This window comes from Acinetobacter sp. 226-1, assembly GCF_030329325.1.
Lineage (GTDB): Bacteria > Pseudomonadota > Gammaproteobacteria > Pseudomonadales > Moraxellaceae > Acinetobacter > Acinetobacter sichuanensis.
This window is the reverse complement of the sequence record NZ_JACANU010000002.1, coordinates 318852-344221: the sequence shown is the minus strand read 5'-3', so window position 1 is coordinate 344221 and position 25370 is coordinate 318852. Positions and strand designations below refer to the sequence as shown.

General features: G+C 36.6%; 22 protein-coding genes and 1 pseudogene. 15 read left to right on the top strand and 8 right to left on the bottom strand.

The features are described from left to right. Nucleotides 1-61: 61 nt before the first annotated feature. Entirely contained in the window at nt 62-1453 is a 1392-nt protein-coding gene (locus HX124_RS05085) for an L-cystine transporter (RefSeq protein ID WP_286382144.1), read from the bottom strand. Between the two features lie 386 nt (nt 1454-1839). Here HX124_RS05085 and HX124_RS05080 point away from each other — a divergent pair, with 386 nt between their 5' ends. Next, nucleotides 1840-3003 (top strand): YbfB/YjiJ family MFS transporter, encoded by a 1164-nt coding sequence (locus HX124_RS05080; protein ID WP_286382143.1) that lies wholly within the window; start codon nt 1840-1842, stop codon nt 3001-3003. Nucleotides 3004-3081: 78 nt separating this feature from the next. On the opposite strand, the gene HX124_RS18150 is transcribed toward HX124_RS05080, so the two are convergent. The 3 genes from HX124_RS18150 to icd form a co-directional block, all read right to left on the bottom strand. Continuing rightward, nucleotides 3082-3402 carry a pentapeptide repeat-containing protein gene (locus HX124_RS18150; protein WP_353619584.1) on the bottom strand — a complete coding sequence of 107 codons (321 nt, stop codon included), beginning with the start codon at nt 3400-3402 and terminating at the stop codon, nt 3082-3084. Nucleotides 3403-3462: 60 nt separating this feature from the next. Further along, nucleotides 3463-3951 (bottom strand): hypothetical protein, encoded by a 489-nt coding sequence (locus tag HX124_RS05075; RefSeq protein WP_286382142.1) that lies wholly within the window; start codon nt 3949-3951, stop codon nt 3463-3465. A 98-nt stretch (nt 3952-4049) separates the two neighbouring features. Further along, nucleotides 4050-5306 (bottom strand): NADP-dependent isocitrate dehydrogenase, encoded by a 1257-nt coding sequence (gene icd / locus HX124_RS05070; RefSeq protein ID WP_286382141.1) that lies wholly within the window; start codon nt 5304-5306, stop codon nt 4050-4052. Between the two features lie 553 nt (nt 5307-5859). On the opposite strand from icd, the gene HX124_RS05065 reads away from it, so the two are divergent. From HX124_RS05065 to HX124_RS05005, 13 genes and pseudogenes are all read left to right on the top strand, one after another. Further along, entirely contained in the window at nt 5860-6648 is a 789-nt protein-coding gene (locus HX124_RS05065) for an rRNA large subunit pseudouridine synthase E (protein WP_286382140.1), read from the top strand. Between the two features lie 223 nt (nt 6649-6871). After that, on the top strand, nt 6872-7276 hold the full coding sequence (paaI, locus tag HX124_RS05060) for a hydroxyphenylacetyl-CoA thioesterase PaaI (protein ID WP_286382139.1): 405 nt from the start codon (nt 6872-6874) through the stop codon (nt 7274-7276). Between the two features lie 174 nt (nt 7277-7450). Continuing rightward, nucleotides 7451-7837: pseudogene (locus tag HX124_RS05055) on the top strand (carboxymuconolactone decarboxylase family protein). A 208-nt stretch (nt 7838-8045) separates the two neighbouring features. After that, nucleotides 8046-8402: a hypothetical protein gene (locus tag HX124_RS05050; protein ID WP_228198960.1), complete on the top strand. Its 357-nt coding sequence runs from the start codon at nt 8046-8048 to the stop codon at nt 8400-8402. Between the two features lies 1 nt (nt 8403). Continuing rightward, entirely contained in the window at nt 8404-10185 is a 1782-nt protein-coding gene (locus HX124_RS05045) for a PepSY-associated TM helix domain-containing protein (protein WP_286382138.1), read from the top strand. Beyond that, nucleotides 10182-10520, top strand: a complete 339-nt coding sequence (locus HX124_RS05040) for a DUF3325 domain-containing protein (RefSeq protein WP_286382137.1) — start codon at nt 10182-10184, stop codon at nt 10518-10520. The genes HX124_RS05045 and HX124_RS05040 overlap by 4 nt, the downstream gene beginning before the upstream one ends. 98 nt (nt 10521-10618) lie before the next feature. Continuing rightward, the gene (locus HX124_RS05035) at nt 10619-11128 is read left to right on the top strand and encodes a tetratricopeptide repeat protein (protein ID WP_286382136.1); all 510 of its coding nucleotides are present in this window, start codon (nt 10619-10621) and stop codon (nt 11126-11128) included. A gap of 394 nt (nt 11129-11522) precedes the next feature. After that, the gene (gene ahcY / locus HX124_RS05030; protein WP_107006478.1) at nt 11523-12905 is read left to right on the top strand and encodes an adenosylhomocysteinase; all 1383 of its coding nucleotides are present in this window, start codon (nt 11523-11525) and stop codon (nt 12903-12905) included. 196 nt (nt 12906-13101) lie between these two features. Then, nucleotides 13102-13938, top strand: coding sequence for a methylenetetrahydrofolate reductase [NAD(P)H] (gene metF, locus HX124_RS05025; protein ID WP_286382135.1), 837 nt, complete (start codon nt 13102-13104; stop codon nt 13936-13938). Nucleotides 13939-13974: 36 nt separating this feature from the next. Continuing rightward, nucleotides 13975-14688, top strand: a complete 714-nt coding sequence (locus HX124_RS05020; protein ID WP_286376522.1) for a 16S rRNA (uracil(1498)-N(3))-methyltransferase — start codon at nt 13975-13977, stop codon at nt 14686-14688. Nucleotides 14689-14849: 161 nt separating this feature from the next. Further along, complete coding sequence (locus HX124_RS05015) at nt 14850-17708, top strand: sensor domain-containing protein (RefSeq protein WP_286382134.1); 2859 nt, start codon at nt 14850-14852, stop codon at nt 17706-17708. 133 nt (nt 17709-17841) lie between these two features. Then, nucleotides 17842-20121: an NADP-dependent malic enzyme gene (locus tag HX124_RS05010; RefSeq protein WP_286382133.1), complete on the top strand. Its 2280-nt coding sequence runs from the start codon at nt 17842-17844 to the stop codon at nt 20119-20121. A gap of 79 nt (nt 20122-20200) precedes the next feature. Further along, nucleotides 20201-21442, top strand: coding sequence for a multifunctional CCA addition/repair protein (locus HX124_RS05005; protein WP_286382132.1), 1242 nt, complete (start codon nt 20201-20203; stop codon nt 21440-21442). Between the two features lie 124 nt (nt 21443-21566). Here the strand turns inward: HX124_RS05005 and HX124_RS05000 are convergent, their stop codons facing one another. After that, complete coding sequence (locus HX124_RS05000; protein ID WP_286382131.1) at nt 21567-21689, bottom strand: hypothetical protein; 123 nt, start codon at nt 21687-21689, stop codon at nt 21567-21569. Nucleotides 21690-22163: 474 nt separating this feature from the next. Between HX124_RS05000 and HX124_RS04995 the strand changes: the two genes are divergently transcribed. Then, on the top strand, nt 22164-22628 hold the full coding sequence (locus tag HX124_RS04995; RefSeq protein ID WP_286382130.1) for a hypothetical protein: 465 nt from the start codon (nt 22164-22166) through the stop codon (nt 22626-22628). Between the two features lie 54 nt (nt 22629-22682). Here HX124_RS04995 and HX124_RS04990 read toward each other — a convergent pair whose 3' ends face one another. The 3 genes from HX124_RS04990 to HX124_RS04980 all read right to left on the bottom strand — a co-directional run bounded on the left by HX124_RS04990 (nt 22683) and on the right by HX124_RS04980 (nt 25289). After that, nucleotides 22683-23156: a hypothetical protein gene (locus HX124_RS04990; protein WP_286382129.1), complete on the bottom strand. Its 474-nt coding sequence runs from the start codon at nt 23154-23156 to the stop codon at nt 22683-22685. A gap of 76 nt (nt 23157-23232) precedes the next feature. Next, nucleotides 23233-24225: an EF-P lysine aminoacylase EpmA gene (gene epmA / locus HX124_RS04985; RefSeq protein ID WP_286382128.1), complete on the bottom strand. Its 993-nt coding sequence runs from the start codon at nt 24223-24225 to the stop codon at nt 23233-23235. Further along, complete coding sequence (locus tag HX124_RS04980; protein ID WP_286382127.1) at nt 24222-25289, bottom strand: 4-phosphoerythronate dehydrogenase; 1068 nt, start codon at nt 25287-25289, stop codon at nt 24222-24224. Before HX124_RS04980 ends, epmA begins: the two co-directional genes overlap by 4 nt. Nucleotides 25290-25370 lie beyond the last annotated feature (81 nt).

Genomic DNA, 25370 nt, shown 5'->3' with positions numbered 1-25370 from the left:
CCAGATACAAAAAAAGCATTATGTGACCATAATGCTTTTAAATAAAAATGCTCAGCAAAGCTTAGCGCTGCTGTAATTCTTCATATTGTTCTGACTGTAAAATAGCTTGATCAGTTTGCCCCATTAATTGACTAGTGACCATGCCCGCAGTCATGGATCCATCCACATTTAAGGCTGTACGCCCCATATCAATCAAAGGTTCAATTGAAATTAACAATGCCACTAAAGTTACAGGTAATCCCATAATAGGTAAAACAATAAGAGCAGCAAAGGTTGCGCCACCACCGACACCTGCTACACCTATCGAACTCAGAGTGACAATACATGCCAATGTTAAAATCCAAACAGGATCTAGTGGATTAATTCCAACTGTTGGAGCAACCATAACAGCAAGCATCGCAGGATATAAACCAGCACAGCCATTTTGACCAATGGTTGTACCAAACGAAGCTGAAAAACTGGCAATTGACTCAGGTACACCTAAACGACGAGTTTGCGCTTCAATATTCAAAGGTATACTTGCGGCACTTGAACGACTGGTAAAAGCAAAGGTCAGCACAGGTAAAACTTTTTTAAAAAAGCGAATTGGGTTGACACCTGTCAAAGCCAAAATGATGGCATGCACCATAAACATAATGGCAAGACCAACATAAGAAGCCACTAAAAAACCACCAAGGTTTATAATGTCTACCAGTTTAGAACTCGCAACAACTTTTGTGATCAATGCAAAAACACCATAAGGTGTAAGTAACATAACCAAACGAACTAGCTTCATCACCCAAGCTTGTAAAGTTTCAATGGCTGTTACAATACGCTGCCCTTTTTCAGCATTCTCTTTAATCAATTGAATACCAGCAAGACCTAAAAATGTCGCAAAAATTACAACACTAATAATAGAAGTTGGATTTGCACCTGTTAATTCAGCAAAAGGGTTTGTAGGAACAAAAGATAAAATAAAATCTGGAACATTTAAATCGGTTACTTTACCGACATAATCAGAATTTAACTTTGCTAAACGTTCTGTTTCTTGCGTTCCTTGAACCAGTCCTGCTGCACTTAAACCAAATAAATTCGTTACAAATACACCAACCAATGCGGCAATCAAAGTCGTAAATAGTAAGGTTCCTATACTAAAAATACTAATTTTACCCAATGAACTTGCATCATGAAGTTTAATCACAGCACTCAGAATAGAAATAAATACCAATGGCATAACCACCATTTGTAATAGTTTTACATAACCATTACCTACGATATTAAACCATTGAATAGATTCAGTTAATATTTCTGGCTGTGCGCTATAAACAAGATGTAAACCTAAACCAAATCCCACACCTAAACATAAGCCTGCGAAAACTTTTTTAGCAAGACTCCAGTTCGTTTTTCGGGTTTGCATCAAGATCAGAATTAAACCTGCGAATATCAAAATATTCAAAATGAGCGGATAATTCATTCAATTTCCAATTTTTTACACTGCTTTTATTATATTCTAATTCAGTGGAATTCCTTGTTATTTAGCATTTTTATGTATAAATGGCGAATTTTCACCCAAATTATAATAAATTGATAAATCAAATACTTCTTGCTTATATCTAAAAAAATGATAAGTATTTCTAAAAATAAAATATATAAGTGTATAACATTCAAACCAAACTCAAATGACTGTAGCACTCTTTATATTTTCCATATAAGTGTCTTTTTCATTTGAAAAAAAACATAAATCATCACGGTTTAGATATTCCTCAAATAAATAATCAAAATAACTTGCCAAGTTTTAAGCAGCAATTTAGTGTAAGACTCATGATTAAAACAGATGATAAAAAATTGAGTAATCAAATCATGTCAATAAGCAAAATTAAACTGAGTCTTTTTCTCTGCTTAAGTACATGTTTGGGCATTGGTTTATTGCGTTTTTCTTATACAGCTCTTCTTCCTTCAACACGTGAAAGTTATGAATGGACAGCTCACTTTGCCAGTATGTTAGGCAGTGCCAATCTTCTTGGTTATTTGATTGGGGCTTTTTTTGCAATGAAGCTGCCACAAAATCAGAGTATGGCGAAATACTTACTCTATGCTGCATTTGCAGGTAGTTTAAGTCTACTCAGTTGTGCTTTTGCTGAGCTTCCTGCAAGTTGGTATGTTTTTTGGCGTATTATTTCAGGTGTCAGTGGTGGGTTATTGATGATTCTTGCACCGAGTGTTGTAGTGCAATGTTGTGCCGTAGAAGATCGCTTAAAAATTAACTTTATTGGTTTTAGTGGAATTGGGATTGGTGTCCTAATTGCAACTTTATTTATGCCGTATTTAGATCATATTTCAACACAAACTGCATGGCTCATTTTATTTGCTTTTTCATTTATTATTTGTCTCATTCTTTTATATTTGCTTAATATTTTTAAAAATCATATCAATAATATTCAAATGCCACTCCAACAAAACAATGTGATGGATGGCATGTATTTTAGCTTATTACTGGTTTATGCCTGTAGTGCATTTGCCTATGTGCCGCACTCTTTATTTTGGATTGATTATTTAAAAAACACTTTGGCTCTTGATTTATATCATATTAATTTTAATTGGATTTTATATGGTTCAGGGAGTGCTTTGGGTGCAATTAGTGCTTATGTATTCGCACGGATTTTTGGGCATTTTACGGCACTTAAAATCTTATATAGCTTGTATGTTGTAGCAATTATTATTGCCATTTTAGATTTAAACCCTATTTTTACTTATATATCTTCATTTTTTACAGGTTTACTCAACCCTGCTGTAGTTTTTTTAACCTCATTTACCATTATGCAGCTTTATGGCGTGGCGTATAAAAAACTTTGGAGTATAGCGACCTTGGCGTTTGCGCTTACACAATTAGTCGGTGGTTTATGTTTTAGTGCTTTACAACATTTTGGAGTAAATTATCATCAACAATTTATACTTGCTGCTGCTGTGTTAATGGTCGGTACATTACAATTTTTTGTTTATAGCCTGCGAGCAAAGCCGCTTTAATATCATCCAAGTTAATACGCTATTGGACATACATAAACGCTTATCAGGCTGATATTTTAATTTTTTTTAAAAAATTTCCTAGATAAAATCCAGACTTAACTGAGAATTAATCTGACAATTCACAAATTCAGTCTTAGAAATTTGCATATATTTCATGTTACAAGACTTAAAAGTACAATTTTCGATACGGGATTGATGAATAATCAATGTAATCATATTGGTTTCTATAAAATAACAATGTTCAAAATGACATTTTATAAAAAAAGCACCACGAAAATTGGTTTTAAACCATGTAAACCCTATAAAATGGATATTATAAAATCTCACTCTATGTAAATTTACAGCATTAAACTGAAATTTTCCGATATAAACAAAACTTCTAAAATTTTGTTCAAACATAAAATCATACATCATGCTTTATAAGCGTCTCCCATGCGATTTTAAAAATTCACCATAAAACTAATCTTGTCGATCATCTGTCTGTACGATTTGAGGATCAAGATCCAATAATAAATCTGAGAATAATCCCTTTTTCAAACACGCATCAAAGCCATAGGTAGTATTGAACATTAAAATATTTAAACTTGCCTGTAATTGCTCAAAAGTTGCTATTTCCAACACTTTTGAGAAAATAACCTGGCTACGCTTTTTACTTGTAATTCCTTCATTGATCACATAAAGGTCAATTTCATAACTTAAATCCACAATTTTATCGTGTTCATATCGCGGATACGAACTGACCCACAATGTCACTTTATATTGTTTTGTCCAAATACACTCTGCCAAAAAAACATTATAGCTAAGATAAAACTCAATAATCTCAAATAGATCCTCTTCATTCAAAGCATTGATCACATCTAAGGGAACTTGAATTAAATGATTCTTTGCAATACTCCAACGTGCTGGAACACGAAGTGAAATCAATGTCTTATAAAATTCATTTATCATTTTTTGTCTAATCTTTAAGTTTACAAAACCAACAATATAAAAAAAGCCCATCAGTTCTATGAGCTTCTTTTATATTGTATTGCAATCGATGTTATGAATTAACTGTCCATATGCATAATAATGGCTTGAGCAAATTCAGAACAACGTAATAATTTTGCACCTTTCATTAAACGTTCAAAATCATAAGTCACTGTTTTAGCTTCAATGGCAGCCGAAATACCCTTAATAATCAAATCTGCTGCCTCAGTCCACCCCATATCACGCAGCATCATTTCCGCAGAAAGAATAATCGAACCGGGGTTCACCTTATCCTGTCCTGCATATTTAGGTGCTGTGCCATGTGTCGCTTCATAAACCGAAATTGCCCCGCCAATATTGGCACCCGGTGCAATGCCAATACCACCTACTTCAGCAGCCAAAGCATCAGAAATATAATCTCCATTTAAGTTTAAGGTGGCAATCACAGAATAATCCGCAGGGCGCATTAAAATTTGTTGCAGGAATGCATCAGCAATCACATCTTTAATAACAATGTCCTGACCTGTTTTTGGATTTTTGATTTTCACCCAAGGACCACCATCCAATAATTCACCCCCAAAACGCTCAAGCGCAAGTTCATAACCCCACTCTTTAAATGCGCCTTCGGTATATTTCATGATATTGCCTTTATGCACCAAAGTGACTGAAGGTTTATCATTATCTATGGCAAATTGAATGGCTTTACGCACCAATCGCTGTGTACCTTCTTTGGAAACAGGTTTAATTCCAATACCACAATTTTCCTCAAAGCGGATTTTAGTAACACCCATTTCCTCTTTTAAAAATTTGATGACTTTTTTCGCTTCAGGCGAGTCAGCTTTCCACTCAATTCCTGCATAAATATCTTCGGAATTTTCACGGAAAATGACCATATCAGTCAGCTCAGGATGCAACAATGGTGAAGGCACTCCCTCAAACCAACGTACAGGACGTACACAGACATACAGGTCAAGTTCCTGTCTTAATGCGACATTTAAAGAGCGAATACCACCGCCTACAGGTGTGGTTAATGGACCTTTGATTGAAATGACATATTCACGCAAAACCTCAAAGGTTTCTTCGGGCATATAAGTGCCATAAATTTTATTGGCTTTTTCGCCACAATACACTTCCATCCATTCAATCGAACGTTTGCCACTATAGGCTTTTTGTACCGCAGCATCGACCACGGCTTTCATTGCCGGTGTAATATCCACACCAATACCATCTCCTTCAATAAAAGGAATAATAGGATGATTCGGAACATTGAGTGACAGATCTGCATTTACGGTAATTTTGCTGCCGTCCGCAGGTACAACGATCTTTTGATAACCCATTTTTCAGGATCTCCCTGTTGTTATAATTGGCGATTTTTAAAAATTTACAGTAATAAAAAGAGATTTTGCATCTTTCCCTATCTCTTAGAGATTAATCGAATTTGCATGTTTTTGAGATTTATATCAGGAATAACTACATTTCTTAATTGAATAAGCGACATGCTTTTACATTGTCTGAACTCAATCCACATGTTTCAACACATCTTACTGACTGTTGATGAATGCAAAGCATAAAGTTGCAGAGCATAAAATTTAATTCTGTTATAATCGCTCTCAATCCTGCGGGCTTTTTATTTTGATGCCTGCCCCACCTTTGTTAAAACGGGTCACTGAACTAATGCCAATCATTTAAGCATTTTTAATCCTTCCCAACTCTACTTTTTCAAAGCAGGGAACTTTTCATGACTAAAAATGACTTTAGTGAGTGGAAGTTCCCCTCTTTTCAAAGAGGGGTTAGGGGAGATTTTTAGGAATTTAGCCAATTATTTTGCTTAACTGAACGGCTTATACCGTACTCGATTTATTTTATTTCTCATGATATTAGTAGCTTAAGATGAAAATTGTCATTCTAAACAAGCCCTATGACGTCCTCTCCCAATTTCGTAAAGACGAAGCACATATGACGATCTCAGACTTTGTCGCTGATCCAACATTACGTATTGCGGGTCGTCTGGATATGGACTCAGAAGGATTGGTTTTTTTAACCGATCATGGTGGCTTAAACCAATTTATTACCAATCCTGCCAATAAAAAGTTTAAAACCTATTTGGTTCAAGTCGATGGTGATGTGACTGAAGAAGCTTTAGAACAATTGCGTAAAGGCGTTGAACTTAAAGATGGTATAACTTTGCCTGCCAAAGCTGACAAAGTTGCACAACCTGAATGGTTATGGGAGCGTGATCCTCCTGTACGTTTCCGTGCCAATATTCCAACGTCCTGGATTGAAATTTCAATTTGTGAAGGGCGAAACCGTCAGGTTCGTCGTATGACTTCGGCTGTGGGTTTTCCAACTTTACGTTTAATTCGTACTAAAATTGGTGCAATTGATTTGGTGCAAATGGCGCTTGAGCCTGGTGAAACCAAAGAGATTGAACCACTTTTATATCCAGACTTCCAAAATATACCTGCGGAAGAACCTTATCGTTCTCGTTCTTATGTGAAAAAACCGGGTGGTACAGGTGGTAAACCGATGGTTCGTAAGAATAAAGATGGTTCTGTGAAAAAGTCAGGGACAAAGCGGATCTGGCAAATGGATGACAGTGAAAAACCAAAGCGTAAAACCAACGGTACGACACGTCCAAATACTAAAGCACCTCGCGGTCGCGGACGTAATGGTCGTTAAGTTTTAAGTTTTAAGTTTTAAGTTTTAATGAAGCTCACATATGTGGGCTTTTTTAATTTTCTACGCTGCATAAGTTTATATTTTTATATAAAGTCTAACTCAGTTCTTAAAAATAATCACAGTTTTACGCTGTATTCATCTTGTCTTAGCATCATCAAAATGATATTCATGATACATTATTTTATATTTTAAAATAATTAAGTATCAATAAAGGAATTTTAAAATGACACAGGATTTACAAAAAAACGTTTTTGAAAATGATGCTGTAATGCAAAATTTAGGTGTTCATCTTGATCACTATTCACATAAAACAGCACAGCTCTCCTTAACCATTACCACTGACCATACACAAGGATATGGAACTTGTCATGGTGGTATTATCTTTACACTTGCAGATGGTGCGTTTGCGGTTGCCTGTAATTCTGAAACAACAGCCGTTGGACAACATTGTACGATTAGCTATTTAAAACCTGGAAATGTTGGTGATACATTAACTGCAAAAGCGATATTTAAAGCACCTAGTGGTCGCTCTGAAATTTATGATATTACGCTGACAAACCAACACAATGAAATCATTGCAGAATTTCGAGGTGTATCACGAATGGTCAGTAAAATAAAAAATACTTAATATCACTAAAAAGTACATCTGCAAGACAGAATTGCTCAATATTGATTGAAAGATTTTAATTTTTACAGCACTTGGGCGTAATACTTTTCTAAACTTAGACGTTCCGCCTATGGTTTTCTTGCTAAAAAGCTTTAGGCTATAACACATAATATTGAATGATCAGGATCAAGATCAATGTCACAACAAGATTATGAAAATGGCTTAAAAGTCCGCACAGAAGTTATGGGCGAAAGCTTTGTAAAACGCGCACAAGAAAATACCGTACCTTTCACACAACCTTTACAAGATTGGATCAATGAACACGCATGGGGTTCAACTTGGCAACGCGAAGATGTTTTACCACGTAAATATCGCTCTCTCATTACCATTGCATTTTTAACTGCTCAAAAAAGCCCAACTTAATTAAAAGGTCATGTGCGTGGTGCATTAAATAATGGTGCGACTGTCGCAGAAATCCAAGAAGTTTTATTGCATAGCCTACCTTATTGTGGCGCACCTGCGACTCAAGAAGCTTTTCGTGCAGCACTTGAAGTGATTAATGAATACCAAAAAACTGAATAAAAATAAAAGTATAAGGCTAGTTACAATCTAGCCTTATGCTGATTGATCAAACATATTATAAATCTACATTCTGCGTTCAATAATCACGATATTCACCTGATTTAATTTTAAAAAATCTATATTTGTTTAGGCTTTTGATTTCTCTTGTTTTAAATTTTAATAATAATTGTTATCATTTGCATTAATATTAACCCTATGATCAATATGTATGTCTAGCGCCAATCTTGAGATGCAAAAATCTCCCCCTCTTATTTCGCCATCCGAAAAAGTAAAAAAAAGCACTAAAACTCAGTCATTATTCACATATCGAATCATGATTTTTTATCGTTTTATCTTGGCAATTTTAGGCGGCTACATTCTTGCTTCTTTATCAGCAATACTCATCGCACAAACTTTTGCGGAGTATCGTTCAAGTGCTGCTATGGCTGCTACTTTGATTGCATTTAGTCTGCATTGTGCTGTGTTTATTTGGGTTTTTATGGTGAATAAAACATTAAAAGCCACTTTAGGTATTTTCCTACCCATTCTCATTTTATTTTTAATTTATAAAGGTTTGGGCAACTAAAATGAGAACTGATGAAAAAATTGAAAGCCCTCGCCAATCAATGTCATGGTTACATACATGGGCAAGTTTAATTTTAGGTTGGTTACTTTACGCTATTTTTTTGACTGGAACGCTCAGTTTTTTTCAATCGGAAATTAGTGCATGGATGAAACCTGAATTTCATCAATCCATACCCAACCAATCACAAATTCAAAATACGCAAGTCGCTTTAAATTATCTACAAAAAAATCATGCTGAAGCAGGGAGTTGGTCGATCCAACTGCCAAATTCACGACAAAATGTCACAACCTTAACCATTCGTAAACAAGGTGAAGACCCCCGTGCACGTCGTGGTGGTGAACGCGTGAGTATTGATAGCCAGACAGGTGAAGTTTTAACTGCACGTGATACACGTGGCGGTAGTTTCTTGTATCGTTTTCATTTTGAGCTTTATGGTTTACCACGTACATGGGCGCGTTGGATTGTCGGTATTGCGACGATGATGATGCTTGTTGCAATTGTCAGTGGAATTATCACACATAAAAAAATCTTTAAAGATTTCTTTACCTTTCGTTCAGGTAAAGGACAACGCTCTTGGCTTGATGCACATAATGCCACAGCAGTTTTTGCGCTTCCCTTCCATATTATGATTACTTTTAGTGGCTTATTGCTGCTGTTATTTACCATTATGCCGTGGGGGGTCAATCAACTCTATGAAAATCGTGGACAATTCCTACAAGATCAAAGCCGCTCTTTAGTACAGCAAAATAATACCGAACGTGGCGAACGCCCTACGAATGGTGAAAATCCACAAGCACGTAGTGAACATCCTGAAGGTGAAAACCAACAAGCACGCGGCGAACGTCCTGAAAATGGTGAAAACCAACAAACACGTGGTGAAAGAGCCTCTCGTGGTGAGCGCAGTGAAGGTCGTCAACGCCAAGCGCCTCAATCTGCGCCATTGGCTGATCTTGCACCGATCATTACTGCAACACAAGCCAAATGGAAAGACAATCCGATTGCAAGCATTAATATCATCAACCCTAATACCAACAAAGCCAAAATTGAATTACGTGCTTTACATGGCGAAAGCGTGGCACATCGTAACATTTATGCCAGTTTAGAATTTAATGGCGTGACAGGTCAGAACATCACAAATGACAGTGCAAAACTACTCAATCCTTCTATTCCAACAGGGATTTATAATGTCACAACTGTACTACATGAAGCACGTGGTGTTGATTATGCTTTACGTTGGCTGTTATTTTTCTCAGGCATTGTAGGCACAATGATGGTCGCTACAGGACTGATTTTATGGTGTGTCAAACGTGCGCCACAGCAACAAAAACAGGGTTATAAATCTTTTGGTTATCGTGTTGTTGAAGTCACAAATATTGCAGCAATTATTGGCTTACCGATTGCCTGTGCTGCATATTTTTATGCGAACCGTTTTATTCCGACAGAAATAGAATTACGCTTAAATTGGGAAATTCGTACGTTCTTTATCATCTGGCTGCTGACCTTAATCTATGCAGCACTACGCCCGCATCGCCAAGCATGGTTAGAATTATTAATGTTGGCAACGCTTGCATTTGCACTATTACCTATCATTAATTTTGCAACAGGTGGCGCAGCACTTTGGCAGTCCATCCCACAAGGTTTATGGATGATTGCAAGTTTTGATATTGCAATGTGGGTACTTGCTGCACTCTTTGCTTATAGTTTTTATAAAGTGAAAAAACACCAAGGTTTACCGAGCAAAAAAGCCAAAATAGCGCATAAAGTACAGGAGAATGAAGCATGATTTTCTTTCTCAGCATTTGGTCTTTGTCTAATCTTGGCTTTTTTGCTTTAGCAAGTTCAATGTCAAAACATCAAAAGCAGATCTATTTGACCGAGTTAGATACATCTAAAACTCGTTTTGCACGCTGTATCGGTTGGTTGATTTTATTGATCACCTTAGGAATTTGTATTTCTCAAGGGCAAATGAGCAATATGATGAGCTATTGGGTCGGTGTGCTGACTTTTTCTGCGCTTTTTGTTGGGTTAATGCTCAGTTATTTTCCTGAAAAAATTAAAAAACTTATGCGAATATGTCTGCTACTTTCTATAATCAGTGGTTTACTTTACTTGCTCTGATTGTTTCAGATGCCTTTGTGATGACTGCCAATCTTCGGATTGGCTTTTTTGTGGTAACCTTTTAGGTTATAACGCTCTGATGCTTTGGATTTTTGAATATGTCTGACCTCCCTATTTCAACTGAACTATATAACCGTGCGATGGCTGGCAACCGTAATGCTCAATTTGAACTTGCTGAAATTTATATGCAAAGTGACAAAGATGAACATGTTGAATTAGCAGAAGAATGGGCACTCAAAGCAGCACAACTGGGTCATGTAGAAGCGATGTACTGGTTGGGTGAAGGCTATGCAGTCTATGCAAAAGATATGCTAGAAGAAGATCCTGAAGAAGCGAAAGCCTACTTTGAACATGCACATCGTTGGTTAGAACAAGCTGTGAAACACCATCACCCTGCTGCCATTTTTGAATTAGCCAATTTTTACCGCCGTGGGGATGTCGTAGAAAAAAATGTCGTTAAATCAATCGAAATGCTAGAGCAAGCCGCTAAACTTGGCGAAATACAAGCCATGCGTGACCTTGTTGCTATTTATGAACATGGTTTGGGTGTAGATGTGAATGATGGAAAAGCGGATTTTTGGGCGGAAAAAGTAAAAGCAGCGGAATAAAAGTAGCAAGCTCATTGAATATATTTTTCAATGAGCTGATTCATTCTACTCAAAAATCTTCAAGATTAAACTGAGCGTTTAATTCAAAAAAAATATAATGAAAGACATCATTTAACAGAACGAACATTGTTATTTCAAAGAATAGAAGAAGCGATCTAATCTCACCTTACAAAATTAGGCATTGAGGTACAGCTCGATGAATAAAGCAACAAGATCACATTGGAATCAAACCAATTTCCAAGTACAATACGCCACAGTCGAGGGATGCTGCGACTTTCTTACAGGCACTAAATGTAAGATCGCTAGGCTCGACCATCGGTATTCTATTCAGATATACCAACAACGGCATCCGCGAACATACTGATCAATTTTTATTTTTATTAAGGAGATCGTGATGAACGCGGTTAATGCTTCATTTACAGATTATAAAGTTGCTGACATTTCACTTGCAGACTATGGTCGCAAAGAAATCAAACTTGCTGAAGCAGAAATGCCAGCTTTAATGGGGCTTCGTAAGCGTTATGCTGCTGCAAAACCACTTGCAGGTGCAAAAATTCTTGGCTGTATCCACATGACTATTCAAACTGCTGTTCTTATTGAAACACTGGTTGAGTTAGGCGCAGAAGTTCGTTGGACATCTTGTAACATCTTCTCTACACAAGACCATGCTGCTGCTGCGATTGCTGCTGCGGGTATTCCTGTATTTGCTTGGAAAGGCGAAACTGAAGAAGAATACGTTTGGTGTTTAGAACAGCAAGTTAACGTGAATGGTACACCTTGGGATGCCAACATGATTTTGGACGATGGCGGTGACTTAACTGCACTTGTTCATGAAAAATATCCTGAAGTGATTGCAAAAATCCACGGTATTACAGAAGAAACAACAACAGGTGTTCAACGTCTGTATGAAATGCACCGTGATGGTACTTTAAAAGTTCCTGCGATCAACGTAAATGACTCTGTAACTAAGTCTAAAAATGACAATAAATACGGTTGCCGCCACTCTCTGAATGATGCAATCAAACGTGGTACAGATATGCTTTTATCTGGTCGTCGTGCGCTTGTGATCGGTTATGGTGACGTGGGTAAAGGTTCTGCGCAATCTCTTCGTCAAGAAGGCATGATTGTACGTGTCACTGAAGTTGATCCAATTTGTGCTATGCAAGCATGCATGGACGGTTACGAAGTTGTTGCTCCGTACAAAAATGGCGTACAAACTGGAAAAAAAGAAGACATTAACCTTGATCTTCTTCAAAACACTGACCTAATCGTAACAACAACTGGTAACTATCACGTTTGTGATGCTGCAATGTTAGATAGCTTAAAAGCTGGTGCAGTAGTTTGTAACATCGGTCACTTTGATACTGAAATCGACACGAACTATTTACGTGGTTACAAATGGGTTGAAGTTAAGCCACAAGTTCACCAAGTGTATCGTTCAGAAGATGAAAATAACTATTTAATTCTTTTATCTGAAGGTCGTTTAGTGAACCTTGGTAATGCAACAGGTCACCCATCACGCATCATGGATGGTTCATTTGCTAACCAAGTTTTAGGTCAAATGCACTTGTTTGCTGAGAAATTTGCTGATCTTCCTGAAGATCAAAAACAAGCAGCGATCCGTGTTGAACTTATTCCTAAGAAACTCGATGAAGAAGTTGCTGCGGCAATGGTTGCAGGTTTTGGTGGTGTCTTGACTCAATTGACTCAAGTACAAGCAGATTACTTAGGTGTAGCTGTTGAAGGTCCGTTTAAAGCTGAGGCTTATAAATATTAATTTTTAATTTCCCTCACCCCATCCCTCTCCCTGAGGGAGAGGGTGACCACGCAACTCCTTCATCAATGAATTTCCTTTCATCATGTGAAGAAAGTTAGCTTTTTCCCTGCATCATTCTTCAATGAATTCTCCTCTCCCTCTGGGAGAGGTCAGGGAGAGGGAAAAAATTAAAGTATTTATAAAAAAGGACTTAACCATGACCAAACGTGTTCCAATTTCCTTTGAGTTCTTCCCGACCAAAACCGATGCGGGTGCAGAAAAACTCAAAGTTGTACATCAGGAGTTGCAATTACTGAATCCTGAATTTTTCTCTGTGACTTATGGTGCAGGCGGTTCAACCCGTGAACGCACATTGTCCACACTGAATGACTTTAACGGTAAAGGCACGCCTGTTGCTCCACATCTTTCTTGTATTGGTGACAGCAAACAACGAATTGCAGAATTGCTCGATTTATATAAATCACAAGGTATTGACCGTATTGTTGCACTGCGTGGTGACTTACCTTCTGGTCAGGTGGGCTTAGGTGAATTACCTTATGCAACCGATCTGGTACGTTTTATCCGCGAACATTCAGGCGATCACTTTCATATCGAAGTGGCAGCTTATCCTGAAATGCATCCTCAAGCAGACAGCTTTGACTTAGATATTCAACGCTTTTGTGACAAGGCTCGTGCAGGTGCGAATGCGGCACTGACACAGTTCTTCTTTAATCCAGATGCGTATTTCTATTTTGTAGATCGCATTCAAAAAGAAGGTATAGATATTCCTGTTGCACCCGGCATTATGCCAATCACCAATGCAAGTAATCTAATTCGCTTTGCCGATGGTACAGGTGCAGAAATTCCACGCTGGATTCGTAAACAACTGGCGACCTATGGTGATGACACAGCTTCAATCAAAGCCTTTGGTCATGAAGTTGTTGTTAAGCTTTGCGAACGTCTCATTGCAGGCGGCGCACCAAGTCTACATTTCTATACCATGAACCATACAGAGCCAAATCGTCAGCTTGTGCTTGACCTCGGTCTAGCTTAAGTCAAAACCATCATCGTTATTTGTGAGTAAAACTACATGCCCCGCTTTTATATTGAAACTGATTTAGCTGTTGATACTCTAGTTGAACTGACTGAAACAGTATTTCATCATTGGGTAAAAGTTTTACGTGCGCAAATCGGTGAACAAGCCACTTTGTTTAATGGGCAAGGTGGCGAATATGAAGTTGAATTAACTGATATTTCTAAAAAATCAGCCATAGTCAAAGTCAATAATTTTAATCCTATTAATCGTGTTACAAAGTTCAGCACACTCCTTGGTCAAGTCATGAGCAAAGGTGATCGTATGGATTATGCCATTCAGAAAGCCGTTGAGCTTGGAGTATCAAAAATTCAACTCCTCACCTCTGAACGTTGTGAAATGCGCTTAAAATACGATCGTGACCAAAAAAAACTTGATCATTGGCAAGGTATTGCGATTGCGGCTTGCGAACAATGTGGATTGAATATTGTACCTGAAATTCTTGCACCACTTAATTTGGAGCAATGGCTAACAAGCGAACTTCCTACAACACGATTAGTTCTTGCGCCAAATAAAGAAGAAGTCAATGTATTAGCAAATGTAACAACTGATCTAGCTTTATTAATTGGACCAGAAGGAGGCTTAAGTGATACTGAAATAAACAATGCAAATCAGAAAGGCTTTATAAATTGGTGTATTGGTGAACGTGTATTACGAACAGAAACAGCCCCTGTTGTTGCTTTGTCCATTTTAAACTATAAATTTCAATAAATATTTAATCTTTTTTTGTGAACTGTGCCTTAAAAATCTATTGATTTTGCCAAAAAAAATAAGTAATTTACATATTTCTTGAGCAATTATTAAAGTAATATTAAATGTTGTCTATAAAATTAAATTCTAAAAGCATTTAAAATAAGGAAAAGGCATTAGGAATGGTCATAGATGTTCAAGATGAACTTTTGTACACTTCACAGATTAAAAGTGCAGCAGTTCATTTACAGCGTTTTCTAGTCTGTCTTTTTGGCATTCTTGCATATGTTGATCTTGTTCACTTTTTTTATTTTGAAAGCTTCTCATTTGCATTTAATTTATGGTTCATTTCAATTTCTATTCTTCTGAGTATTTTTTGGTTATTAATTAAAGCAACTATCGCCTCTCCTTATAATAATACCTTTAATTTAGATGCACTCTGTCAATTTATTTGTCTAGTTTTAGGATGTATTTTAGGTTTTGGTGTTTTTAATTTACATCATTATGTCAATATTGATACCCCGAATATGACTTTAAATCATTTAATCATATTATCAGGGATTTTAATTTTTTCGACATCTACCATTTCTATTTTGTATTTAAGCAATAGATTTCGATATTTTTTATTTTTATTTATTCCTTTTATTACGCCATGTATTTTATATAAGTTTATTTTCTTCACGCCATTATCTACTTATTATCAATTTACATTTAATTTTATTTTTTTATTTATTATTATCTGTGCCTTTATTGTGCATAGATATCACACACAATTAAGCTTATTATCTTTTAAAAATAATAAATTTTCTCTCCAAGAAACACAGCTTACGCAAGATAAGAATCAATTGGGTCTTAATTTAAAAAATGCAGTTGAAAAATCAAATCAAATGCAAAATGAGCTTTTATTACATAATCAATTACTCGAACAAAAAGTAAAAGAACGTATTTATGATATTAAACAAATTAATGATCGTTTAGAAAACCATCAAGCAAACTTAGCATTTGCCCATGAAACTGCAGGCATTAATTCTTGGTTATGGAATATTGAAAAACGTAGTATTGAAATATTTGATACAAAATCAAAAATTTTATTCAACCATATTAGTGAAAATGAAGTTCAATTTGAAAGCTTAATTCATCCAGATGACTTAGATAATTATCAAAAATTAATGCGTCAACATTTAAGAGGTAAAACAGAACGTTTTGAAGCACGTTATCGTATTAAAAGAGATCAACAATGGTGCTGGATTCAAGATACAGGCAAAGTTGTTGCACGCCACCCTATGTCTTATAAACCATTGAGAATGGTTGGAATTCATCGTGATATTCAAAAAGAAAAGACGGATCAGGAACAATTAAAATTAGCAGCAAATGTGTTTGAACATGTCGCAGAAGGTGTTTTTGTTTTAGACAATAATTTGTGTTATTTAGAGGTTAATCCTTATTTTGAAAAGCTTACTTCTTATCATCAAAGTGACTTACTTGGTAAACATTTATTTGATATTACAGTCAATACAAAAAAAGAAATTTTGTCACAGCATTTTGATGTTACTAAGAAACTCATAGCAGATGGTGAATATGATGCAGAATTACAAATTGAGTTTTTAACAGGTAAAGTTTTAACATTATGGGTGCATATTAATGCAGTGACTGATGAAAAAAATAAAATCATCAATTATATTGGCATTATTACTGACTTAACAGAACGTAAGAAACAAGAACAACGTGTTTCATATTTAGAAAACTATGATTTATTAACAGATTTACCAAATCGTTTTTATTTTAATTTGCAACTACATCATTATCTAACGGATCCAAATGATTCAATACAAAATTTAGCTGTAATCCGCATTAATATCGATCGTTTTAGATCATTTAATGAGTTTGTAAGCACTCAAGCAGGTGATATATTACTGCAAAAAACTGCACAGAGATTAAGACATTCCTGCCCTGATGCTTTATTAATTTCTTATTTAAATAATGATGATTTTGCGATTATTTATAAATATGGTCAAAACAAAAAAAATATCCAACAAATTGCTAAGAAAATTTTAGAAGCATTTGAAAGTCCTTTTGTCATTCAAAATAATGAGCATTTTATTTCAACCTCAATTGGTATTGCGCTTTATCCTGAACATGGTCGACAAATTGATACACTCAACAGCCATGCAGAACAAGCATTAGCTGAAGCCAAAAGTCTAGGGGGAAATACAGCTTATTTTTACACCAATAAAAATACACGACTCTTTCACCAAGGAGTAAATTTAGAAGGTGATTTAAGACAAGCACTTAAAAACAAAGAGTTACTGGTTTACTATCAACCCAAAATTTGTACAAAAACAGAAAAAGTGTATGGCTTTGAAGCTTTAATTCGTTGGCAACATCCTAAGTTAGGTTTATTAACGCCTGATATTTTCTTGCCAATCGCAGAAGAATCTAGTCTGATTACCGAAATTGGACGTTTTGTTTTATTTGAAACCTGTAAACAAATCAGAATTTGGCAAGATTTAAATTTTGATTATTTACGCATCTCTGTCAATGTTGTTGCTCAACAAATTCATCGTGGTGAACTCATTCATGATATTGATCAAGCTTTAGAACTATATAATGTTTCTGGCGATATGCTTGAACTTGAAATTACAGAGTCATCACTCATTGCAAAATCAGAAAATGTACTCACGCTCTTGCAGCAAGTGAAACATCGTCATATTTCTATTTCTTTAGATGATTTTGGAACAGGCTATTCATCTCTTGCTTATCTCATCAATTATCCTATTGATACTTTGAAAATTGATAAACTCTTTATTGCAAAAATTGAGCAAGAAAAAGATCAAGCTATTGTGAGTGCAATTATTGCAATGGGTAAAGCAATGGGGCTCAGTATTGTTGCCGAAGGTGTAGAAACGATTGAGCAAATTAACTTCCTCAAAAAACACGATTGTCATATTTTACAAGGTTACTATTATTCTAAGCCACTCACGGCTCAAGAATGCATTGATTATCTTTCAAAATTCAAACTCGCTTCTGTTTACCGTAGTTGAATAATCCGTAATTGCACATCTTGTTCAAAAAGATATCTTTTCGACTGTCCGTATCGCTCAACAAATGGTATATTCAAGAAAATCTAGCCAAAATCGCCAGCCCCGCTGGTACATTGTAACAAACGAGATGTAAATGGACGATCAATCACTAAAACAGCAAGCCCTCTATTACCATGAATTCCCAAGCCCAGGGAAAATCAGCGTTACTCCAAGTAAACAACTCGTTAACCAACATGATTTAGCACTTGCCTATTCTCCAGGTGTTGCTGCGCCATGTTTGGAAATCGAGAAAGATCCGTCTAAAGCAGCACTGTATACTGCACGTGGAAACTTGGTGGCAGTGGTCAGTAATGGTACTGCCGTTTTAGGTCTGGGAAATATTGGTCCTTTAGCTTCTAAACCTGTTATGGAAGGTAAAGGCGTACTGTTTAAAAAGTTTGCTGGTGTTGACGTATTCGATATCGAAATTGCTGAGAACGATCCTGATAAGATCGTTGATATCGTTGCTGCATTAGAGCCTACTTTTGGTGGAATCAACTTAGAAGACATCAAAGCACCAGAATGCTTCTATATTGAACAAAAACTCCGTGAACGCATGAACATTCCTGTGTTCCATGATGACCAACATGGTACTTCTATCATTGTCGGTTCAGCACTTTTAAATGCGCTGCAACTCAATGGCAAAAAAATTGAAGAGATTAAAGTTGTCGCTTCAGGTGCAGGTGCAGCAGCACTTTCTTGCCTAGATTTATTATGCGCATTAGGTGCAAAAAAAGAGAATATCATCGTTGCTGATTCACGTGGTTTATTAACCACAAAACGTGAAGGTTTGGATGACTCTAAAAAGCGTTATGTACAAGATATTGAAGGTTCTCAACTTGCAGATGTTATTACAGATGCAGATATGTTCCTTGGTCTTTCTGCTGCGGGTATTTTAACCAAAGAAATGGTTAAAGTGATGGCGGCTGACCCAATCATCTTTGCATTGGCAAACCCAGATCCTGAAATTTTACCTGAACATGCACATGAAGTTCGTCCAGACGTCATTATGGCGACAGGTCGTTCAGACTATCCAAACCAAGTGAACAATGCACTTTGCTTCCCTTATATCTTCCGTGGTGCGCTTGATGTTGGGGCAACGACAATCAATGAAGAAATGAAGATTGCTTGTGTACATGCGATTGCACGCATGGCACATGTTGAAGCAGATGCAGCCTCTTATGGTGAAAAATCTGCGTCATTTGGTCGTGATTATTTAATTCCACGTCCACTTGATCAACGTTTAATTCTTGAAATTGCGCCAGCTGTTGCACAAGCAGCAATGGACTCAGGTGTTGCCAGTCGTCCAATTCAAGACTTCTCTGCATATCGTCAACGTCTTTCTGAGTTTGTTTATAACTCAGCATTGATGATGAAACCAATTTTTGCTCAAGCAAAATCTGACCCTAAACGTATTGTTTATGCAGAAGGTGAAGATTTACGTGTACTCCGTGCTGTGCAAATTGCAGTAGATGAAGATTTGGCTAAACCGATTCTTGTTGGTCGCACCGCAGTGATTGAAGCGAACATCAAAAAACTCGGTTTACGTCTGCAAAATGGTGAAAATATCACGATTGTTGATCAGGAAAACAACCCTGATTATGAAAAATTTGCGGATGATTATCACACCATCATGCAACGCAAAGGTGTTACACCTGAATATGCACAGCGTGAATCACGTCGTCGCTCTACACTGATTGCAGCCATGCTTGTCAAATTTGGTAAAGCTGATGGTATGCTTTGTGGTACTTATTCAAGCTATGACATTCACCTTGATTTCGTGAAAAATGTCATTGGTTTAAAAGAAGGTCGCAATAACTTCTTTACTTTGAACGCTTTGATGCTTGAAGATCGTAATATTTTCATTGCAGACACATACATCAACCGTAACCCAACGGCTGAACAGTTGGCTGAAATGACCATTTTAGCAGCTGAAGAAGTGCGTCGTTTTGGTATGACACCTCGTGTTGCTTTATTGTCACACTCAAGTTTTGGTTCAGATCAAAATGACCCAAGCGCACAAAAAATGCGTAAAGTCTTTGAAATTTTGACTGAAATTGCACCTGACCTTGAAGTTGAAGGTGAAATGCATGCCGATGCGGCATTGGATGAAAATATTCGTCATTTTGCATTCCCGAACTCACGTTTCAAAGGTTCTGCAAACTTGTTGATTATGCCAAATCTTGATGCTGCAAACATTTCATTCAACCTGTTAAAATCTACATCGGGTAATAATGTGACGATTGGTCCTATTTTACTGGGTGCAGCAAAACCTGTTCATATTTTGACACCGACTGCAACGACACGTCGCCTTGTGAATATGACAGCATTAACAGTTGCTGAAATTCAGGAAAATGAGAAAGCTGCACTTTAATTGCACGTTTACTCACATCTTGTGACTTGAGAAAACCTCTATTCTGTAGCATCATGGCTTGAAGAATAGAGGTTTTTTCATGCAAGTTTATTTAGTAGGCGGTGCCGTCAGAGATCATTTACTCGGACATCCCTATCACGAAAAAGATTATGTGGTTGTCGGTGCAACACCAGAACAACTGATCGCTCAAGGCTATCAACCTGTGGGCAAAGATTTTCCTGTGTTTTTGCATCCTGAAACAAAAGAAGAATATGCACTTGCACGCACTGAGCGTAAGTCAGGACATGGTTATCATGGATTTGAGTTTTTTACCGATCCTGATGTGACTTTGGAAGAAGACCTGATTCGCCGTGATCTCACCATCAATGCTATGGCAATGGATGATACAGGTCAGGTATTTGACCCCTATCATGGGCAAAATGATTTAAACAATAAAATCCTGCGTCATGTTTCAGATGCCTTTGCCGAAGATCCTTTGCGTGTACTGCGTGTAGCGCGTTTTGCTGCGCGTTATGCACAATATGGTTTTAGCATTGCCGATGAAACTTTGGCGCTCATGCGTCAATTGGCTGAGTCAGGTGAACTTGAAGCACTAACCCCTGAACGGGTTTGGAAAGAGACCTCTCGCGCCTTGATGGAAAATCATGCCGATGTTTATTTTCAGGTTTTACGTGATTGTGGTGCGCTTAAAATTTTATTTCCTGAAATAGATGCTTTGTTTGGTGTTCCACAGCGTCCTGAATATCATCCTGAAATAGACTGTGGTATTCACACATTAATGTCTTTGCACCAAGCCTGTAAAGCCAACTATTCTTTAGATGTTCGTTTTGCGGTTTTAGTGCATGATTTGGGTAAAGCACTCACCCCTGTTGATGAATTGCCGCGTCATGTTCAGCATGAAGAACGTGGTATAGCACCTGTGACTGAAGTATGTGATCGTTTAAAAGTACCAACGCATACCAAACAACTTGCGCTTGCTGTGTGCAAGGAGCATTTGAAATGTCATCAGGCATTTACTTTAAAAGCAGGGACTTTGTGGCGTTTGTTACAGCGTTTGGATGTATTGCGTCGTCCTGAGCGTGTGGAGGCATTTTTACAAGCCTGTGAATGTGATGCACGTGGTCGCTTAGGTATGGAAGATCGTGATTATCCACAAGCAGATTTTTTATGGAAAATCACACAACGTGTGCGTACCATTAAGGCGTCTGACCTTCCCCCTGAGATCAAAGGTGCGGATATTGGTGAAATGCTCATTCAAAAACGGATTGAGGCAATTGCGCAGTTAAAGCATGATTTGGGGCATCATAGTCATACGGTTTGATATAAAGTATCTCTATAAAAGTCTAGGAAATCTATTTTTTGAATTGTGATTTTTTGAGCTAAAACTTAGAAATCTATATTATGAATTAAGGCAAATCAATGACTTGCCTTTTTTACCTAGCATATTAACCGTTCATTTTATCATGATGTAGATTTTCCAAATGTCTCATTTCATCATATTGAGTTGGGTTAAATGCACATGCTGATACTGTACTAGCGACTAAAACAATCAAAACAAATTTATTCATCACACAAATTCCTCAAAATTGAGTTGATACATATCAAAGGTTTATCTGCATCAACTGAGTGCAATAAATATACATAATATTTAAAATTCATTAAAACCGATTATTTTATTAATATTGATTGTTTTTTTAGATTAAAAACCTACGTCGTCTATTTTGTATGTCGTAAGATTCATTGAACTTGGTAATTCACTGCTTGGATTCATATAATTTCTATCATCTTTTATACACTAAGGTTTCATCTTCTTTCTCTTTGACATCTTTATTATTTTTAAATCAACATGCCTAATCCCAACAATCAGACATGTTTTATGTTTAATTTTACGAAACATCCGCTGTAAAACTCACCACTTTTTCCAACTTTATATTTTTTATAAAATATAAGAACACCTACATGCCCAATACAATCTCATCCATTCTCTATATGCTATTTTAAACATTTAGAGAAATGCTTTTGAATCTACGGAATAAAAAATAATGAAACAAAAATTATATCATGTAAGCACCATTGTATTGTTCTGTGGACTGCTCATTGGCATGGGTTTTACCCAGACTCATTTAAAAAGCATGCCACAAATCGTCATGTTCTTCTTCGGAATTTTCACATTAGCCTCATTATCCATTAAATCATCATTCATAAGCTCCATTCCTTTCTATGTTGTATTATTAGTCATGTTTTATATCAATATTTATTTATTGACTCATTTAATTGTAGATTTTATTCATCCATATCAAGGCTGGATTACCAATCCTGACGGTACTATAGATAGACGTATGAATACCAATTGGATTTGGGGTATTTTTACCAGTTTTATTCTTTCACCGTTAGCTGTTATTTTCTATCATAAAAAGATTCAGAGAAATAAATTTTTAGAAATATCCTTTATGAGTATTTTCATTATTTTGACAGCGATCATTTATATTAAAGATGAATTACTTTGATATCATTGAAGCACCGCATTTTATCCAATAACTGATAATTTTTCTTACTCTTATTTAAATCACTTTAAAATGCTCTGCAATCCAGTCCTGTGCCAACTCTTCCGAATCAAACTTTTTAATCGTGACCTGATCTGAATCAATATACACAATTTCAAAATACTGAAAGATCTTGTTTTCATAAATAGAGTTAATGTGCGAAATTTTATTACTATCTAATGCTGTATGAATTTCTGTTTTACTCATATTGTCTAAATTAATATCACACAACTTATCATTCACCCATTCATCATGAGAGAGTGGACATGCGACGTCAGGACATACCTCCGTTAAATTTTCTATCCATTCCAATACCTCAAAGTCACCTTCTAAAAATTTTGTCGTATCAAGATCACCGCCACTTTTTGGTCTTTTTATCCCCATAAAAACCAATATTGATCCTAATCTTGAATATCTTATTTTTATAATACGCTCGATATACTCAGGATTTAGATAATTTCCATCATCATCTTTAATAAAATAAGGTTTCATATTTTTTCGTCTTCTATAATTATTTTATAAAAAACATGCCCAATCACATTAATCAGACATGTTTTCATTCATTATATCACGACACATCCGCAGTAAAACTCACCACTTTTTCCAGCTTCATTTGATTTTGCACCACCATCAATAGACGATCTATTCCCAAAGCAATTCCTGAGCATTCAGGCATATTCGGCAAAGCTGCAAGTAAGTATTCATCTATCGGCATCACATGCAAACCGAGTTTTTCACGCTCAGCATTATCTGCTTCAAAACGCCCACGTAACACATCGGCATCAATCAACTCATCATAAGCATTGGCAAGCTCTAAACCTTCAATATACAACTCAAAACGTGCTGCAACCAACTCACCATCTTCATCTACACGTGTCTTGGCAAGAGAAGCCAACTCAGGTGGAAAATCGGTTAAAAACACAGGTGTATCAAAACCTAAACTTGGCTCAACCATGTGTGAAAATAACAGGTCGATATACCCTAAACGATCATCACCCAAATCCAGATTTAAACCAACACGGCGACAAGCATCTTTCAATTCCGCCAAAGTCGCTTGCAAGGGATTCAAATCCAAACGATCCATAAAGGCATGCTTATAACTGTAAATGGTTGGGCGAACTTCACCAAAACGCTGTGCCAAAACCACATTCAACAAATCCGTCACTTCAAGCATCAAATCTTTCAGTGAAAAAGCAGGTCGATACCATTCCAACATGCTAAATTCGCTGTTGTGCTTCCGCCCATGTTCATCATCACGGAACACTTTACAAATCTGATAAATCGCACCACTGCCACTTGCGAGCAAACGCTTCATGGCAAATTCAGGCGAAGTCTGCAAATAATGCGTTTGCTTTTTACCTTGTACATGACGTTGCGCTTGAATTGATGCCAAATGCACATCAGTCACACCCGCTTGTGACAAGACAGGTGTTTCAACCTCCAATACATCTCGTTCAGCAAAAAACTGACGAATTTGACTATACATTTTCGCACGGGCTTTGAGTGCAGCCACATCACAAGTCGGTTGATAATTTATGTTTTCAAGAGCAGATAAACTCATGCTTTAGGTCCCCCGTGTGCAGCCCATTCACGACGTAAAGGATAGGTTTTTCTAAGATAATCAAAGGCTTTTTGATCTACTTTACCATCTTTCAAACAAGCTCTTAAATTATCATCATCGCGTTGAATGTCATAAATTTCTGTAAGATACTTTTTCAATGTTTGCTTAATATTATTGCCATAAAAATATTGTTCACATGCAGGCAGTTGGCTCTCAAATTTTTTGTGTGCAGCATAGTCAAAATTTTTACAAAATGCCTCATAAATCATTTGTGTACCGCGTGCCTTACCCTCAAGGCTATAACCTGCAATGTGTGGTGTGACGATGCTGATTAAGTCTAATAATTGCTGAGAAATCTCAGGCTCATGTTCAAATACATCCAGTACGACTTTACGCTGTGTTTTTTTAATATCATCAATCAACGCAGCTTCTTCTACGACAGCGCCACGTGCTGAATTAATTAAAATTGCTTCAGGTTTCATCATTGCTAATGCTTCAGCATTAATCAAATGATAGGTTGGATGCTCACCTGCTTTGGTGAGTGGAACATGCGTGGTAATTGCATCGGCTGTTTTTAATAATCTTTCTAATTCAACTTGTTGAATATAATTACATTTTACAAATGGATCATAACCAATCACATGCCAACCAAGTAAAGTTGCCATATAAGCCAAACGTGAACCTACATTACCCAGTCCAATAATCCCTAAAGTAAATGTTTTATTTTGATCAATTAAACTTACATTTAAATGTAATAATGCCGTAATCACATATTCTGCAACAGCTTGAGCATTACAACCTGCTGCATTTGACCAAGCAATTTGATGTTTTTCTAAAGCCTCAATATCTAAATGATCTGTACCAATCGTTGCACTACCTACAAATTGCAGCGCTGTATTTCCAATCAATGCTTCATTAACTTTGGTCACTGAACGCACTAATAAAACATCACTCTCTTTGACATCATCATGGGTCAAAGTACGCCCTGCTGCTTGATGAATTTCCCCGTATTCTGAAAAAAAGTATTCAGTAAATGCTAGATTTTCATCTGCAACAATTTTCATAATTCATTCCAATGCAATAATGCAGCTATAATAACCCTTTGCGCGATCACTGACTATGCGAATACGGATGAATACAATACA